The organism is Pseudomonas sp. PB101, assembly GCF_009764265.1.
In the GTDB taxonomy this organism is placed as follows: domain Bacteria; phylum Pseudomonadota; class Gammaproteobacteria; order Pseudomonadales; family Pseudomonadaceae; genus Aquipseudomonas.
This window is the reverse complement of record NZ_RWIR01000008.1, coordinates 1-14,810: the sequence shown is the minus strand read 5'-3', so window position 1 is coordinate 14,810 and position 14,810 is coordinate 1. Positions and strand designations below refer to the sequence as shown.

16 protein-coding genes and 4 tRNA genes are annotated in these 14,810 nt (G+C 60.1%); 5 read left to right on the top strand and 15 right to left on the bottom strand.

Features of this window, described 5'->3' with window-relative positions:
• Window positions 1–54: 54 nt before the first annotated feature.
• From clpP to EI969_RS02685, 6 genes are all read right to left on the bottom strand, one after another.
• On the bottom strand, window positions 55–690 hold the full coding sequence (gene clpP / locus EI969_RS02710) for an ATP-dependent Clp endopeptidase proteolytic subunit ClpP (RefSeq protein WP_007970761.1): 636 nt from the start codon (window positions 688–690) through the stop codon (window positions 55–57).
• 93 nt (window positions 691–783) lie between these two features.
• Window positions 784–2,094, bottom strand: coding sequence for a trigger factor (gene tig, locus EI969_RS02705; RefSeq protein WP_160385808.1), 1,311 nt, complete (start codon window positions 2,092–2,094; stop codon window positions 784–786).
• A gap of 386 nt (window positions 2,095–2,480) precedes the next feature.
• Window positions 2,481–2,556 (bottom strand) — tRNA-His (locus EI969_RS02700).
• 77 nt (window positions 2,557–2,633) lie between these two features.
• Window positions 2,634–2,718, bottom strand: a tRNA-Leu gene (locus EI969_RS02695).
• 56 nt (window positions 2,719–2,774) lie between these two features.
• Window positions 2,775–2,850 (bottom strand) — tRNA-His (locus EI969_RS02690).
• A 32-nt stretch (window positions 2,851–2,882) separates the two neighbouring features.
• A tRNA-Arg gene (locus EI969_RS02685) sits at window positions 2,883–2,959 on the bottom strand.
• A gap of 274 nt (window positions 2,960–3,233) precedes the next feature.
• On the opposite strand from EI969_RS02685, the gene folD reads away from it, so the two are divergent.
• Both folD and pbpG read left to right on the top strand, forming a co-directional pair.
• The gene (folD, locus tag EI969_RS02680) at window positions 3,234–4,088 is read left to right on the top strand and encodes a bifunctional methylenetetrahydrofolate dehydrogenase/methenyltetrahydrofolate cyclohydrolase FolD (protein ID WP_150715924.1); all 855 of its coding nucleotides are present in this window, start codon (window positions 3,234–3,236) and stop codon (window positions 4,086–4,088) included.
• Window positions 4,089–4,326: 238 nt separating this feature from the next.
• Window positions 4,327–5,265: a D-alanyl-D-alanine endopeptidase gene (gene pbpG / locus EI969_RS02675; protein ID WP_160385807.1), complete on the top strand. Its 939-nt coding sequence runs from the start codon at window positions 4,327–4,329 to the stop codon at window positions 5,263–5,265.
• A 57-nt stretch (window positions 5,266–5,322) separates the two neighbouring features.
• Here the strand turns inward: pbpG and EI969_RS02670 are convergent, their stop codons facing one another.
• From EI969_RS02670 to EI969_RS02660, 3 genes are all read right to left on the bottom strand, one after another.
• Entirely contained in the window at window positions 5,323–5,538 is a 216-nt protein-coding gene (locus EI969_RS02670) for a hypothetical protein (RefSeq protein ID WP_150715922.1), read from the bottom strand.
• A 17-nt stretch (window positions 5,539–5,555) separates the two neighbouring features.
• Window positions 5,556–5,762 carry a DUF6021 family protein gene (locus EI969_RS02665; protein WP_015094297.1) on the bottom strand — a complete coding sequence of 69 codons (207 nt, stop codon included), beginning with the start codon at window positions 5,760–5,762 and terminating at the stop codon, window positions 5,556–5,558.
• 94 nt (window positions 5,763–5,856) lie between these two features.
• The gene (locus EI969_RS02660) at window positions 5,857–6,591 is read right to left on the bottom strand and encodes a peptidase C39 family protein (RefSeq protein ID WP_160385806.1); all 735 of its coding nucleotides are present in this window, start codon (window positions 6,589–6,591) and stop codon (window positions 5,857–5,859) included.
• A gap of 180 nt (window positions 6,592–6,771) precedes the next feature.
• Between EI969_RS02660 and EI969_RS30195 the strand changes: the two genes are divergently transcribed.
• A complete protein-coding gene (locus EI969_RS30195) occupies window positions 6,772–6,933 on the top strand; it encodes a hypothetical protein (RefSeq protein WP_178120526.1) in 162 nt (53 codons plus the stop codon).
• A 70-nt stretch (window positions 6,934–7,003) separates the two neighbouring features.
• On the opposite strand, the gene EI969_RS02655 is transcribed toward EI969_RS30195, so the two are convergent.
• Both EI969_RS02655 and EI969_RS02650 read right to left on the bottom strand, forming a co-directional pair.
• On the bottom strand, window positions 7,004–7,753 hold the full coding sequence (locus EI969_RS02655; RefSeq protein WP_160385805.1) for a TerC family protein: 750 nt from the start codon (window positions 7,751–7,753) through the stop codon (window positions 7,004–7,006).
• 29 nt (window positions 7,754–7,782) lie between these two features.
• Complete coding sequence (locus EI969_RS02650) at window positions 7,783–8,025, bottom strand: hypothetical protein (protein ID WP_160385804.1); 243 nt, start codon at window positions 8,023–8,025, stop codon at window positions 7,783–7,785.
• 135 nt (window positions 8,026–8,160) lie between these two features.
• On the opposite strand from EI969_RS02650, the gene nhaR reads away from it, so the two are divergent.
• Window positions 8,161–9,060 carry a transcriptional activator NhaR gene (gene nhaR, locus EI969_RS02645; RefSeq protein WP_160385803.1) on the top strand — a complete coding sequence of 300 codons (900 nt, stop codon included), beginning with the start codon at window positions 8,161–8,163 and terminating at the stop codon, window positions 9,058–9,060.
• Here nhaR and EI969_RS02640 read toward each other — a convergent pair.
• Window positions 9,047–10,207: an MFS transporter gene (locus EI969_RS02640; protein WP_160385802.1), complete on the bottom strand. Its 1,161-nt coding sequence runs from the start codon at window positions 10,205–10,207 to the stop codon at window positions 9,047–9,049. The genes nhaR and EI969_RS02640 overlap by 14 nt on opposite strands.
• Before the next feature lie 278 nt (window positions 10,208–10,485).
• Between EI969_RS02640 and sstT the strand changes: the two genes are divergently transcribed.
• A complete protein-coding gene (sstT, locus tag EI969_RS02635; RefSeq protein WP_160385801.1) occupies window positions 10,486–11,718 on the top strand; it encodes a serine/threonine transporter SstT in 1,233 nt (410 codons plus the stop codon).
• 190 nt (window positions 11,719–11,908) lie between these two features.
• Here sstT and EI969_RS02630 read toward each other — a convergent pair whose 3' ends face one another.
• The 3 genes from EI969_RS02630 to EI969_RS02620 all read right to left on the bottom strand — a co-directional run bounded on the left by EI969_RS02630 (window position 11,909) and on the right by EI969_RS02620 (window position 14,695).
• Complete coding sequence (locus EI969_RS02630) at window positions 11,909–12,418, bottom strand: DUF1993 family protein (protein ID WP_056722346.1); 510 nt, start codon at window positions 12,416–12,418, stop codon at window positions 11,909–11,911.
• A gap of 191 nt (window positions 12,419–12,609) precedes the next feature.
• Complete coding sequence (locus tag EI969_RS02625; protein WP_160385800.1) at window positions 12,610–13,485, bottom strand: SDR family oxidoreductase; 876 nt, start codon at window positions 13,483–13,485, stop codon at window positions 12,610–12,612.
• A gap of 61 nt (window positions 13,486–13,546) precedes the next feature.
• Window positions 13,547–14,695 carry an acetyl-CoA C-acetyltransferase gene (locus EI969_RS02620; RefSeq protein ID WP_160385799.1) on the bottom strand — a complete coding sequence of 383 codons (1,149 nt, stop codon included), beginning with the start codon at window positions 14,693–14,695 and terminating at the stop codon, window positions 13,547–13,549.
• Window positions 14,696–14,810 lie beyond the last annotated feature (115 nt).

Sequence of the window (14,810 nt, the reverse complement as noted above, 5' to 3'; positions counted from 1 at the left end):
TTCAAGCCCGCAGGTGTCGGACGCGCCGACCAACCCTATTTTGAGCTGCTTATTTTACGCAGGGCGCTGACTGATCACTTCGTCGATCAAGCCGTACTCGCGCGCAGCCTCTGCACTCATGAAGTTGTCGCGGTTGGTATCGCGCTCGATTTCTTCAAGGGTGCGCCCGCTGTGCTTGGCCATCAACGTGTTGAGGCGCTCACGAATGAAGAGGATTTCCTTGGCGTGGATTTCGATATCCGACGCCTGGCCCTGGAAACCGCCCAGTGGCTGGTGAATCATCACTCGCGAGTTTGGCAGGCAGTAACGCTTGCCCTGGGCACCGGCCGTCAGCAGGAATGCGCCCATGCTGCACGCCTGACCGATACAGGTGGTCGATACGTTGGGCTTGATGAACTGCATGGTGTCGTAGATCGACATGCCCGCCGTCACCGAACCGCCTGGGGAGTTGATATAGAGATGGATGTCCTTGTCCGGGTTTTCCGCTTCAAGGAACAGCAGTTGCGCACAGATCAGGTTGGCCATGTAGTCCTCTACCGGGCCAACCAGAAAGATCACTCGCTCCTTGAGCAGGCGCGAGTAGATGTCGTAGGCGCGCTCGCCACGAGCGGACTGCTCGACAACCATCGGGACCAGGCCGCCTGCGGCCTGGATATCAGAGTTCTGCTGAATATAGGAATTACGGAACATGCTCTGCAGTCACTCCCAAATAGTTATGTCTTGAATACGCATAAGCCAGCACGAAGGCTGGCTTATGGTGTTTGCTTCTTACCGCAAAAGTGATCAGTCGGCTTGTGGTGCTTCTACCGGCTTGACCGCTTCTTCGTAAGAGACCGATTTGTCGGTCACGCTAGCTTTCTGCAGAACAGTATCCACAACTTGCTCTTCCAGCACAACCGAACGAACTTCGTTCAGTTGCTGGTCGTTTTTGTAGTACCAGGACACAACCTGCTCAGGCTCCTGGTAGGCCGAAGCCATTTCCTGAATCATCTCGCGAACGCGGGTTTCGTCAGGCTTGAGGTCGAACTGCTTGACCACTTCAGCCACGATCAGGCCCAGCACTACGCGACGCTTGGCTTGTTCTTCGAACAGCTCGGCCGGCAGTTGGTCAGGCTTGATGTTGCCGCCGAACTGCTGAACAGCCTGCACGCGCAGACGGTCAACTTCGTTGGACAGCAGAGCCTTTGGCACTTCGATCGGGTTGGTGGCCAGCAGACCGTCCATTACCTGATTCTTGACCTTGGATTTGATCGCCTGACGCAGCTCGCGCTCCATGTTCTTGCGAACTTCGGTGCGGAAGCCTTCCAGACCGGTTTCCTTGATGCCGAATTGAGCGAAGAATTCTTCTGTCAGTTCTGGCAGCTTTGGCTCGGAAACAGTGTTGACGGTCACGGTGAACTCGGCGGCTTTGCCAGCCAGATCCAGATCCTGGTAGGCCTCCGGGAAGGCCAGGTTCAGAACGCGCTCTTCACCGGCCTTGGCGCCAACCAGGCCTTCTTCGAAACCAGGGATCATGCGGCCGGAACCCAGAACCAGCTGGACACCTTTGCCAGTACCGTTGGCGAACACTTCACCGTCGACCTTGCCGACGAAGTCGATGTTCAGCTGGTCTTCGTTCTGGGCAGCGCGATCGGCCACTTCGAAACGGGTGTTCTGTTTGCGCAGGATGTCCAGCATCTTGTCCAGATCGGCGTCAGTCACGTCAGCGCTCAGACGCTCGACGGTGATGCCTTCGAAACCGGCAACGGTGAACTCAGGGAACACTTCGAATACGGCTACGTATTCCAGGTCCTTGCCAGCTTCCAGGGATTTTGGCTCGATCGAAGGCTGACCAGCCGGGTTCAGCTTCTGCTCAACCACAGCTTCGTAGAAGGAAGACTGGATCACGTCGCCTACAGCTTCCTGGCGAGCGTCGGCACCGAAACGGCGCTTGATTTCGCTCATTGGCACTTTGCCTGGACGGAAGCCAGCAATCTTGGCCTTTTGGGCGGTCTGCTGCAGACGCTTGTTGACCTGGCTCTCGATGCGCTCAGCCGGCACGGTGACGCTCATGCGGCGCTCAAGAGCAGTAGTATTTTCAACAGAAACTTGCATGGATATTCCTCGTTGCACAGACGTTAGCCGGCCGTTTCCGACCCCAGAATCAAGGGCATGCATTCTAGTGGGTCAAACTCAAGAAGTCACCCTACTGAAAACGGGTAAAAAAACAGCAGGCAATTTATAGGTGCGAATGCACGAATGCACCTCGCCCCGATGGCAAATACAACCAATCACGCCAGGGCTCTGCGCCGACCTTTCTCTATATGGAAGAGGTCGCCAATCATCTCCCCGACAGCCGTTCTCGCACGCAAGACCGGCGGACAGGGCAGCATCATCGAGAAACATAAATACGACGAAACGCCCTGCCCCTGCGACCCGCAACCGGCGGCCGCCGAAACAAAAAAGGCGCCAGACTTTTCAATCTGGCGCCTTTCGAAATATGGGGTGGACGATGGGGATCGAACCCACGACAACGGGAGTCACAATCCCGTGCTCTACCAACTGAGCTACGCCCACCATATTGCCTGTTAAAGAAGCCAAACAACTTCTTTATCAAGCTCCAGCCAGGCCAAAGACCTGAGTGAAGCTTTAATTGGTGCGGATGAAGAGACTCGAACTCTTACGCCTCGCGGCGCTGGAACCTAAATCCAGTGTGTCTACCAATTCCACCACATCCGCGGGTGAAGCCTTTAAAGCAAAGGCGCCAGACTGTTAATCTGGCGCCTTTCGAAATATGGGGTGGACGATGGGGATCGAACCCACGACAACGGGAGTCACAATCCCGTGCTCTACCAACTGAGCTACGCCCACCATATCGCGCTACTTGTGCCAAAGTTGCCTAATGGCGCACCCGGCAGGACTCGAACCTGCGACCATCCGCTTAGAAGGCGGATGCTCTATCCAGCTGAGCTACGGGCGCCTTGTTAGCTGTACCCTTGGAGGACTACAAACTAAGTGCTTTCCAGTCTTGCAGAACCGTAATCCCGCTCAACCTTCTTAACCAGTGCTAGGCTGTGCCCGACAAGTGCGACGAATAGTATAGAGCCCCCCGAAGGTCGTCAAATCCTTTTTAAAAAAAATTCATTTAATTAAAGGAGTTAGGGGAATTTGCAGACCAAGCGCCTTTGCCCTCACCGCATGACATGCGAGAATGCGTTCTCTTTTTTTCCCCTCTCGATGGTTAATCACGCGCAATGACTGCACAACTAATCGACGGCAAATCGATCGCCGCCAGCCTGCGCCAGCAGATCGCCCAACGTGTCACCGAGCGTCGCCAGCAAGGCCTGCGCACGCCCGGCCTCGCGGTGATCCTGGTCGGCAGCGATCCTGCCTCTCAGGTTTATGTCTCGCACAAGCGTAAAGACTGTGAAGAGGTCGGCTTTCTATCCCAAGCTTATGACCTGCCTTCCGAAACCACTCAAGAAGCGCTGACCGAGCTGATCGATCGCCTGAACGACGATCCGGCGATCGACGGCGTTCTGCTTCAGCTTCCGCTTCCCGAACACCTGGATGCCTCCAAACTGCTGGAGCGCATTCGTCCGGACAAAGACGTCGACGGGTTCCATCCTTATAACGTCGGTCGCCTGGCCCAGCGCATTCCACTGCTGCGCCCATGCACCCCCAAAGGCATCATGACCCTGCTGGAAAGCACCGGTGCCGATCTTTACGGGATGAATGCCGTGGTCGTCGGAGCATCCAATATCGTTGGCCGCCCGATGGCTATGGAATTGTTGCTGGCCGGTTGCACCGTGACGGTCACCCACCGCTTTACCAAGGACCTGGCGGGCCATGTCGGCCGTGCGGACCTGGTCGTCGTCGCCGCCGGCAAGCCGGGCCTGGTCAAGGGCGAATGGATCAAGGAAGGCGCGATCGTGATCGATGTCGGCATCAACCGCCAGGACGACGGCAAGCTGGTCGGCGACGTGATCTACGAAACCGCCCTGCCCCGCGCCGGCTGGATCACTCCGGTGCCGGGTGGCGTTGGCCCGATGACCCGTGCCTGCCTGCTGGAAAACACCCTGTACGCCGCCGAAACCCTGCACGGCTGAGTTTCACCGCAGCCGCCGGCAGCGAATCAAAGAACCCCGCCCCTTGGCGGGGTTCTTTTTGCCTGCGAAACAAGCTCGACCACCCGACGGAAAATGACTTATTTTTCATGTTTCTCAGGACTTTCACCTGTTACTTGAACAACCATCGACAGTTATTCAGCCATACTCCAGAATGTCGCGCTTTTCAGGTAACAGCCCGTTACAAAACGGCTTATCAACACTTTACGAGTCTGCCAGCGTGAAAATCCGTCTTTCCATCCTGAGCCTATTTATTGCAGTTGCAGGGACTTTCATCACGCCAATCGCCAGCGCTGGCGAAACCACCGCTGCGCCGCGAGATACCAAGTCACTCAAGCTCGCTTCCGGTAGCTCCCTGCTGCTGGACATGCAGACCAACAAAGTCATCTATGCCAGCAATCCCGACGTGGTGGTGCCGATCGCTTCCGTCAGCAAGTTGATGACGGGCCTGGTCGTGGTTGAGTCCCGGCAGAACATGGACGAATACATCGACGTCAACATCAGCGACACACCGGAAATGAAAGGTGTGTTCTCCCGGGTCAAGCTGCGCAGCGAACTGCCGCGCCGGGAAATGCTGCTGATTGCCCTGATGTCCTCGGAAAACCGCGCCGCCGCCACTCTGGCGCACCACTATCCGGGTGGCTATGCCGCGTTCATTGCTGCAATGAACGCCAAGGCCCGGGCACTGGGCATGACCAACACGCACTTCGTCGAACCGACCGGGCTTTCACCGCGCAACGTGTCGACCGCTCGCGACTTGAGCAAACTGTTGATCGCCGCGCACAAATACCCGCTGCTGACCGAACTGAGCACGACCAAGGAAAAAACCGTCTCGTTCCGAAAACCGAACTACAGCCTGGGTTTCCGCAACACCGACCATCTGGTCCGCAAGCCGGACTGGGACATCCAGCTGACGAAAACCGGTTTCACCAACGAAGCCGGTCACTGCCTGGTGCTGGTGACCCGAATGGGTAACCGCCCGGTGGCCCTGGTGATCCTTGACGCCTATGGCAAGTACACCCATTTTGCCGATGCCACGCGCATGCGAAATTGGGTAGAGAGCGGAAAGAGCGCGGACGTGCCTTCCGTGGCCTTGCAGTACAAGGCAGACAAGAACCTCAAGCAGCGTCAGAGCGGCGTGGTTGAAGCGTCGAAGTAACCTTGCTGAAAGGCATGAAAAAGCCCCGGACATTCGGGGCTTTTTTTCGTCGCAACGTCAGTCGTTGGGCAGCGGCATCTGGTCGTCATCCGGGATGCCATCCCCTTTGCTCGGGTCTCGCCAGCCCTGGGGATGCTCGGTTGGCACCACTGTCGGCCGTGCCAGGGGATCACGCAGCGGGCTGTCCGGGTCCAGCACCGGGTCGATGTCCTCTTGTGGGGTAGTGGGGACGGTTTCCGGACGTTTATCGTCGAAACTGGAATCAGTAGACATACGCACCTCCATTGGACCTAAGGTTTCAGATCACCCAGTGGATCGTAGGGCTTGGCCGGAGCCTTGGGGTTGTCACCCGGCTTCACGTCCCTCGGTGCCTTGGCGGGCCCGATCGGGTCGACCTGAGGATCGGCAAGGTCCGGGGAATCGGGATCGAAACCCAGCTCATCGCCAGACGAATGCTCAGACGAGTGGGGACCGACGGGCGTAGTGGAATGAGCCATGGGTGCCTCCTGATCGCGGCCCGGATGATGTTACGGGCCTTGAAAGATCAGAGGCTGTCGACGGGCGATGGTGCCCGTCGGGTGACCAACGGACTCAGTGCGCGGCCAAGGCTTTTTTCGCCTTGGCGGCTGCTTGCTCCTGACCGGCCTGGGCGACATCGTTGGCGGCCTTGAGCCAGCGCTGCTGATCGACCTGAGCGGGGATCTGCGTCGGGTTCTGGATCAGCACCGCCCAACCACCGGCCTCCTTGAACGCCGACTCGAAGGCGCTGAAGCTCATCAGTTCGCGGCGATTCATCCCGGCGCGCAGCAATACCGTCTGCTTCTGGCGGTTGTAGCCGGCCAGAATGGCGTAACGCGGTTCGGCCCACATCGCCGAGCCCTCGGTGAAGCGCACCATCACCGGGTAACCGGCGGCGACCTGGGTCAACAAGGCCGCAAGATTGCTGTCGAGGGGATACACGACCATCCCGTACTCGCGGGCCAGGTTCTGCATGTTCTGTTGCAACTGCGCTTCACCCCCCGGCAAATGCAAGGGTTTGTCGAGCAGGCCAGGGGTAATCACGATGCCCTGCTGGGACAGCATGCTGGCCAATACCTGCGGCCCGCTTTGATAGGCCTCGCCCCGGTAGAATCGACCGCTGAGTTCGACGCGCTCCGGCAAACGCTTGATCTCGGGCGCAACGCTCCCGGCGCAGCCCGCCAGACCTGCAACACAACCGGCTATCAGCATGGCCGACAAAATTCGAGAAAATACCCGCACCATCCGCTCTCTCTTGTTCAGGTTCAGACGCCAGGCAATCCCATTCCCGGCTGGGTCGTCGATCATAGGTCGCCGCGCCCCTACGGTATAGCTCTAAACAGCAGTGGAGTGCATTCGATAGAGCGAACTGATTGGTGGCTGCCGACTTTCGGTCAATAGCCTGAAATGCTGCAAAGGCTAGACTGTTCTCTAACGAGGCAACTGCGAAGCTGTGTGTGCCCGCGGCAGGGCAAAGAGGAGGCACAAATGAGCCTGACCATGATCATTGTGATGTTGATAAGCGGCTGGCTGGCGGTAGCCGCCGCCATGCTGTGGGGCGTACTGCGCATTACTCGCCGCCACCATCACCCTGCCCCGCCAGCAACGGCGCCGGAAGAGACGCCCAGCCCGCACGCCAACGCGCACTGACAAGTTTTTTGCCTCGCACAAACGAAAACGGCCGCCTGGGTACAGGCGGCCGTTTCGCATTCATCTACCGTCAAGCGTCAGCGTTGACCTGCTTCTGCCGGGCCCGGCGGGACATCATGTTCAACACCTCGATCGCAGCCGAGAACGCCATGGCCGCATACACGTAGCCTTTCGGTACATGGGCGCCGAAGCCTTCGGCGATCAGCGTCATGCCGATCATGATCAGGAAGCCCAGGGCCAGCATCACCACCGTCGGGTTGTCGTTGATGAACTTGGCCAGCGGATCAGCCGCCAGCAACATCACCAGCACCGACACCACCACTGCGATGACCATGATCGGCAAATGCTCGGTCATGCCGACAGCGGTAATGATGCTGTCGATGGAGAACACCATGTCCAGCATCAGGATCTGACCGATCGCGGCAGCGAAGCCCAGGGTCACGGTCGAGGTCGCCGTCTTCGGATCTTCCGGTGCCGGGTCCATGCTGTGATGGATCTCGGTGGTCGCCTTCCACAACAGGAACAGGCCACCGGCGATCAGGATCATGTCTTTCCAGGAGAACGCGTGGCCGAGAATCTCGATCACCGGCGCGGTCAACTGCACGATGAACGCGATGGTGCTCAGCAAGCCCAGGCGCAGGATCAACGCCATGCCGATACCAATGCGCCGTGCCCGCTGCCGATTGTGCAAAGGCAGCTTGTTGGTCAGGATCGAGATGAAGATCAGGTTATCGATGCCGAGCACGATCTCCATCACGATCAGGGTGGCCAGGGCGACCCAGGCGGTGGGGCTGGCGGCAAGTTGTAAAAGGTAATCCATGGGTCAGTCCTGACTCGTTGTAATGCGGTTTAGATTTCCTGGGAGGAAGATTCGGTTTTTTCCGTTTCTTGTTCCGATGATTCTTTTTTGCTGATCAACCCACCGGTGGCGTCGCTGAGCGCTTGCTCGGCGGCCTTGTGGGTATCGTCGATCGCCTGTTTGGCGCTTTCGGCAGCCTTGCCCATCAATTGCTGCGCGCTTTTCTCGGCCTGGTCGCAACCGGCCAGTACCAGTAAAGACGTAATCAGCAGTGCCGTGGTTTTCAGCGTCATGATGCTTTCCTCGATAGAACAAACGGGACCGAAACGATGGCCCGTTGATAGCGATGCATTCTAGGGAAATGAATACTTCAGTAAAATTCGTATTTTCAGCGGTTATACTTCGGTTTTTACGAACTGTAGACCGCCATGCTCAACTATCGGCAATTGCATTACTTCTGGGTGGTGGCCAAAACCGGCAGCATCGTGCGCGCCTGTGAGCAACTGAACCTCACGCCACAAACCATCAGCGGGCAGATATCACTGCTCGAACAGACTTACGGCGTTGAATTGTTTCGACGTGTCGGGCGGCAACTCGAGCTGACCGAGGCCGGACGCCAGGCCCTGCCCTACGCCGAGCAAATGTTTCAGCTGGGGGGCGAACTGGAACTGATGCTGCGGGCACAACCCAATGAGCAGCAGATTCTGTTTCGCGTCGGTGTGGCCGACGTGGTGCCCAAGTCCATCGTCTATCGCCTGATCGCGCCGACCATGGAGCTCAGCGAACCGCTGCGCATCACCTGTCGCGAAGACAAGCTGGAACGCCTGCTCGCCGACCTGGCGATCCAGCGCCTGGACCTGGTGATTTCCGACAGCCCGATGCCGTCGCACCTGGACATCAAGGGCTACAGCCAGAAACTCGGTGAGTGCGGGATCAGTTTCTTCGCCACCCCTGAGCTGGCGGCACGTTACGGACGCAACTTCCCGCGCAATCTGCACGGTGCGCCGCTGCTGATTCCCGGCCCGGAAACCGTGGTGCGCAGCCGTTTGCAACGCTGGTTCGCCGAGCAACAGGTGCAGCCGCAGATTGTCGGCGAATTCGACGACAGCGCCCTGATGCAGGCCTTCGGCCAATCCGGCAGCGGAATCTTCATCGGCCCGAGCGTGATTGCCGATGAGGTGCAGCGCCAATGCGCCGTGGAGGTGATTGGCCAGACTGACGCGGTGAGCGAGTCGTTCTATGCCATCTCGGTGGATCGCAAGGTCAAGCACCCCGGCATTGTCGCCATTACCGAAGGTGCCCGCCGCGAGCTGTTTACAGCGCTGTGATTTCTTCGCGCGGCTTGAAAGTCATCAGGGCGATGGCCAACAGGATCGACGCCAGAATGAAAGCGGCGGCTGCAAAGCCAAGGCCTTGCAGGCCGACGCTGTCGATCACCCGGCCGCCGATCATCGCGCCCAGGCCGATACCGAGGTTGGCCCCGGCGATGTTGAGCGACGCGGCAAACGCCGGCGCTTCGGGCGCGGCTTTCATCAGGCGCACATGGCTGACCAGGAACAATGCCGCCTGGGTCACGCCCCAGATGCCCATCGCCGCCGCCAGACCGAGCGGCGAATGGATGTTCGGCACCAGCGCCACCAGGCCGGCAATCATGAACGCGCAGAACATCATCGACGCCATCAGCGGATGACGATCCACCGCCCGACCGCCCAGGGAGTTGCCGATCAACCCGACCGCGCCGAAGCCCATCAGGCACCAGCCGACCACCGTGCCGTTGAAACCGGCCAGGCGCTCGAGAATGTCCGCCAGGTAGGTGTAGGCGGTGAACATGCCGCTGAACACAATCACTGACAGCAGCACATGCCCCAGCATCAGCGGGCTGCGCAGGATCTTGAACTGCGAGCGGAAGCTGACCTGGTGCTGGTGCAGATTCGTTCTCGGCAGGTAGATGAACAGCAGCAACGCCTTGGCGAAGGCGATGACCGCCAGAATCGCGAAGGCACTGCGCCAGCCGAACGCATCGGAGATCAGCGTGCCCACCGGAATGCCGAACACCGTGGCGCAGACAATGCCGAAGCCGATCTTGGCGATGGCACGACCGGCATAATCCGGCCCGACGATGTCCACCGCCGTCTCGCTGGCCAGCGCCCAGAACACCGGCAGCCCCAGCGCCGGGATCAAGCGGGCAAACGCCATCACCCAGATATTCGGCGCCAGCGCCGCCAGGGTGTTGGCCAGACCAAACATGATCAGCACCGAGATAAACAGCTTGCGCCGTTCGAAGCGGGCGAAGTACGCCGTCAGGAACGGCCCGAACGCGGCCACGGTGAAGGCGAACAGGGTCACCAGCAAACCGGCCTGCGGGATGCTGACGTCCAGGTCCCGGGCGATGGCCGGCAACAGGCCGACGATGACGAACTCCGTGGTCAGCACCGTGAAACCGGCGGCGGACAACAGAAGAATGGGCAACAGCATGCAAAACTCCAGAAAACGACAGCACCAGCGATAGCCCGGAGGCTCACTGGCAGACATGAAAATGAGGATGGCGAATCTTAGCAGAGTGTGTCCGGATGCGGTTGCACGAACCTGCAATTCGCGTTGAATGCCGGGGTGGCAGTTCGTCACAGGTCTGAAAGATCATTCCCACGTTGTGATAAAGTCCGCGCCCCTCGGTTTCCCGCCTGCGGCCTGCCCTGCTTGTTGCCGCAAGCCTGCGAAATCATGCATTTATAAAAAATCAGAGATGCCGTTTTATGACTGCTTCATCCCCTTCTCTATTGCAACGCCTTAAACGCCTGAGCCTGGTCACACAGATCGTGATCGGCCTGATCGCCGGTATTGCCCTGGCCCTGGTTGCGCCTGAAGCGGCGAAATCCACCGCGTTCATCGGCAAAGTGTTTGTCTCGGCACTCAAAGCGGTCGCGCCGATTCTGGTGTTCGTGCTGGTCATGGCCTCCATTGCCAACCACAAGCACGGCCAGGAAACCCACATCCGGCCGATTCTGTTCCTGTATCTGCTGGGCACTTTCGCCGCCGCCGTGGTCGCGGTGGTTGCCAGCATGATGTTCCCGTCGAACCTGGTGCTGTCGACCCAGGACGTCGCTGTCACGGCGCCAGGCGGCATCGGCGAAGTGCTGCAAAGCCTGTTGCTGAGCGTGGTCGACAATCCGGTCAGCGCCCTGATGAACGCCAACTTCATCGGCATCCTGGCGTGGGCCATCGGCATGGGCATCGCCATTCGCCATGCCGGCGACACCACCCGTGAAGTGCTGGGCGACCTGTCCAACGGCGTGACGGTGATCGTGCGCCTGGTGATCAGCTTCGCCCCGCTGGGCATCTTCGGCCTGGTGGCCTCGACGCTCGCCACCTCCGGCTTCGGCGCCCTGCTCGGCTACGCGCACCTGCTGGCCGTGCTGCTCGGCTGCATGTTGTTCGTGGCGCTGGTGATGAACCCGCTCATCGTTTTCTGGAAACTGCGTCGCAACCCGTACCCGCTGGTCCTGACCTGCCTGCGCGAGAGCGGCATCACCGCGTTCTTCACCCGCAGCTCGGCGGCGAACATTCCGGTCAACCTGGAATTGAGCAAGCGTCTGGGCCTGCACGAAGACACCTATTCGGTATCGATCCCGCTGGGCGCAACCATCAACATGGCCGGCGCGGCGATCACCATTACCGTGCTGAGTCTGGCAGCCGTGCACACCCTGGGCATCGCGGTGGACATCCCGACCGCGATCCTGCTCAGTGTCGTCGCGGCAATCTGCGCCTGCGGCGCGTCGGGTGTGGCCGGTGGTTCGCTGCTGCTGATTCCGCTGGCGTGCAGCCTGTTCGGCATCCCGAGCGAAATCGCCATGCAGGTGGTGGCGGTCGGCTTCATCATCGGCGTGTTGCAGGACTCGGCGGAAACCGCGCTGAACTCCTCCACCGACGTGCTGTTCACCGCGGCGGCTTGCCTGGGTGAAGAGGCAAAGGCAGAACGATTGGCCTGACACTCCCCCTGTGGGAGCGAGCTTGCTCGCGATAGCGGTGGGTCAGTCAACATCAATGTTGAAGGTTACACCGCCATCGCGGGCAAGCCCGCTCCCACAGGGTCGGCGGTGTATTTGCAACAAATGCATGCATGAAAAAAAAAGCCCGCCAAGGCGCAAACCTTGGCGGGCTTTTTTGTACCCGGACGGTTTAGAACGCGCCCATGTAGTCGCGCTTGCCCACTTCCACGCCGTTGTGGCGCAGCAGTGCGTAAGTGGTGGTGACGTGGAAGAAGAACTGCGGCAGGCCGTAGGTCAGCAGGTAGGACTGGCCGCTGAAACGCTTCTCTTTAGGCGTGCCCGGACGGGTGACGATCTCGATGCCTTCCTTGCCGTTGATCTGCTCGGGCGTGAACTCGCCGATGTAGGCCAGAACCTTGGCGATCAGTGCCTGCAGCTCGGCGAAGGTGGTTTCGGTGTCGTCGTACTTCGGCAGTTCGACTTCGGCCAGACGCGAAGAAATGCCTTTGGCGAAATCAACGGCGATCTGCACCTGACGCACCAGCGGGAACATGTCCGGGAACAGGCGCGCTTGCAGGAACGCGTTCGGGTCGATGTTTTTCTCGGTGGCGTGGGCTTCGGCCTTTTTCAGCACGCCGCTGAGGGCGTTGAGCATTTGCTGGAGAACAGGGATGGAAGCGTCGTACAGGGAAATGGTCATGGCAGGTCTCGTGTTGAGGAACGTGGGTCATGTGTAGGAGCGAGCTTGCTCGCGATGGACGTGAACGATAACGCGTTCTGTCTGATTAAACGCGTTGCGCCGGAGTTCATCGCGAGCAAGCTCGCTCCTACAGGTGATCGGCATCAGGGGCCGATTATAGCCATGCACAGCCCTCCCGAGACCGGACTTTTTCAGCTGCCGTACACTTTGGCCGCCGGAACGGCGTGAGCCACCAACTGTGCAACGGCTTCACCCATCTCGCCCACCGCCCAGCGGCCCTGGCGATCCAGTTGCGGCCCACGGCGCCAGCCGTCGGCGATGGACAACTTGCCGCCCTCGACTTCGAACATCTGCCCGGTGACATCGGCGGAAGCCTCGGAACCGAGCCACACCACCAGCGGCGCGACGTTTTCCGGGGCGAAATAATCGAAGCCCTCTTCAGGCTTTTTCATGGTGTCGGCGAACACCTGCTCGGTCATCCCGGTCCGGGCGGCCGGAGCCAGGGCGTTGGCGGTGATGCCATAGCGGCGCAGTTCAGCGGCCTGAACCAGCGTCAGCGAAGCAATGCCGCCCTTGGCCGCCGCGTAGTTGGATTGACCGATGGAGCCCTGCAGACCGGCGCCGGAGCTGGTGTTGATGATCCGCGCATCGACCTTCGCACCGCCCTTGACCTGCTCGCGCCAGTACTTCACGGCGTGGCTGGAAATGCAGAAGTGACCTTTCAGGTGCACCGCAACCACGGCGTCCCAGTCGGCTTCGCTGAGGCTGGCGAACATGCGGTCGCGGCAGATGCCGGCGTTGTTGACCACCACGTTCAAGTCGCCGAAGGTTTCGATGGCCTGGCGTACGATCAGCCCCGCCGAGTCGTAGCGGGTGATGTCGTCGCTGTTGGCCACGGCACTGCCGCCCTGGCCGAGGATTTCGCCGACCACGGCCAGCGCCGCTTCGCGATTGATGTCGTTGACCACCACTTTCGCGCCTTCGGCGGCGAAGGCCAGCGCGTAGGCACGGCCCAGACCACCGCCGGCACCGGTGATAATCACGACGCGGTTTTCACAGATTTTCATAGGGTTATTCCTTAAAATTCATCACAGCACAAATCTCTGTAGGATCGGTGTGCATCCTGGTTTACAAGCGTTCGATGATCGTCACGTTGGCCTGACCGCCGCCTTCGCACATGGTCTGCAGGCCATAACGGCCACCGCTGCGTTCCAGCTCATGCAGCAAGGTGCACATCAAGCGGGTGCCGGTGGCGCCCAGCGGATGGCCGAGGGCAATCGCGCCGCCGTTGACGTTGGTCTGTTCATGGGGATAACCGGTCTCTTTCAACCAGGCCATGGCCACCGAGGCGAAGGCTTCGTTGATCTCCACCCGGTCGATGTCTTCAAGCTTCATGCCGGCGCGCTTGAGTGCGTAGGCAGTGGCCGGGATCGGCGCGGTGAGCATCCAGATCGGATCTTCGGCGCGTACGCTCAGGTGATGGATGCGTGCCCGTGGCGTCAGGCCGTAACGCTTGAGCGCCGCTTGCGAGACGATCAGCATCGCGCTGGCCGCGTCGCAGGTCTGGCTCGACACCGCGGCGGTGACCCGGTCGCAGCCGAACAGGTATTCCAGCTCGGCCATTTTTTCCAGGCTGGTCTGGCGCGGGGTTTCGTCATGCAGCACACCGGCCAGCGGCACGATCTCGCGGTTGAAGCGGCCTTGCTCGATGGCCTGCAAGGCACGTCGATGGGACTCAAGCGAATAGGCTTCAAGTTGCGCCCGGGACAGGTCCCACTTTTCCGCAATCATCTGCGCCGAACGGAACTGCGTCGGCGGTTGCGCGCCGTAGCGCCGCACCCAGCCTTCGGAACCGCTGAACGGATCGGTGAAGCCCAAGGGTTCGGCGGCGATCATCGCCGAGGAAATCGGGATCTGGGTCATGGTCTGCACGCCACCGGCGATGACCACGTCCTGGGTGCCGCTCATCACCGCCTGGGCGGCGAAGTGCACCGCTTGCTGGGACGAACCGCACTGGCGATCGATGGTGGTGCCCGGCACCGATTGCGACAGGCCGGCCGCCAGCCAGCTGGTGCGGGCGATGTCCCCGGCCAGCGGGCCGATGGTGTCGACGCAACCGAAGATCACGTCATCGTAATCCTCGTCGGGAATGTCGTTGCGCTCGACCAGCGCACGCAACACATGGGCGCCCAGGTCGGCGGCGTGAATCTGGCTCAGACCACCCTTGCGCCGCCCGGTGGGCGTGCGCAGGGCGTCGACGATATAGGCTTCAGGCATGGTCTACCTCGGTGAAGAAATTGAAATCGGCACGGTCGCATCTTTGTAGGAGCCGGCTTGCTGGCGATGGCGTATTTGGGATCGCCATCGCCAGCAAGCCGGCTCCTACAGGTTC